2 protein-coding genes are annotated in these 1,190 nt (G+C 45.0%); both read left to right on the forward strand.

Annotated elements, in window-relative coordinates:
* The coding region (locus R8N28_RS25830; RefSeq protein ID WP_318125537.1) for a DUF1249 domain-containing protein at positions 1 to 219 on the forward strand (219 nt) is incomplete at its 5' end.
* 61 nt (positions 220 to 280) lie between these two features.
* Positions 281 to 1,087 (forward strand): 3',5'-cyclic-AMP phosphodiesterase, encoded by an 807-nt coding sequence (gene cpdA / locus R8N28_RS25835; protein WP_017449192.1) that lies wholly within the window; start codon positions 281 to 283, stop codon positions 1,085 to 1,087.
* The last annotated feature ends 103 nt before the right edge of the window (positions 1,088 to 1,190 follow it).

The raw sequence follows: 1,190 nt of genomic DNA on the forward strand, positions 1-1,190 counted from the left end.
TTTCCTTTACCGACGATGTCTGTCAGGCTTTATCATGATGCGAGAGTAGCCGAAGTATGCTCAAGCGGAGAGTTCTCACGCATTAAAGCTAAATATGATTATCCCAATGACCAGTTGATGCAGAGAGATGAAAAGCATCAACTTAATACGTTCCTTGGTGAATGGCTGACGTTTTGTTTACGAAGTGGCATTAGTAGAACGCCGCTTGCCTTCAATTGATCGTCACGTCATTCAAGGAAAATAACAAGAAACTATAGAGTGAACGAATCAGGTTTTCATTTTGCAATCATCGAATGACAGCATCAAACTTTTACAAATTACGGATACTCATCTGTTCGCTGCAGACGAGGGAAGTTTGCTGAGCGTAAAAACAGCCGACAGCTTTTCTGCTGTGGTTAACGAAGTTTTGCGCCGCAAAGTGGGGTTTGATTACATTTTAGCGACTGGCGATATTTCACAGGATCATAGCGCCGAGTCTTATCAACGATTTGCTGATGGCATTGCGCCGCTGCAAAAGGATTGTTATTGGCTGCCGGGAAATCACGATTACAAACCCAATATGGGCAGTGTGTTACCTTCACCACAAATTCAAGCGGCAGAACATGTGTTGCTGGGTGAAAAGTGGCAATTGATTTTGCTTGATTCTCAAGTAGTAGGCGTGCCTCATGGGCGTTTAAGCGATCAGCAGTTGACTCTTTTGGAAGAGAAATTAACGGAATTTCCTGAGCGTCATACACTGGTTTTATTGCATCACCATCCTTTGCTGGTGGGGAGCGCTTGGCTTGATCAGCATACGTTGAAAGACGCAGAAGCGTTTTGGCAAGTTGTGGATCGATTCGACAATGTAAAAGGCATTTTGTGTGGGCATGTTCATCAAGACATGAACGTAATACACAAAGGTATTCGAGTGATGGCAACACCATCAACGTGTGTCCAGTTTAAGCCGAATTCCGATGATTTCGCGCTTGATACCACATCCCCAGGTTGGCGTGAGCTAGAACTGCACACCAACGGCGACATCACAACCCATGTCGACCGTTTACCAGAAGGCCAATTCCAGCCAGATTTCTCTTCCAACGGATATTAATGATGCCCGAGCTCTAAGTTCGGGCTCGCTTTTTCATGCGAGACTTCTATGAGTAAACCTTCACTTCTATTGTACATCCACGGTTTCAACAGCTCACCGCTCT

It is taken from the genome of Vibrio sp. Vb1554, assembly GCF_033344235.1.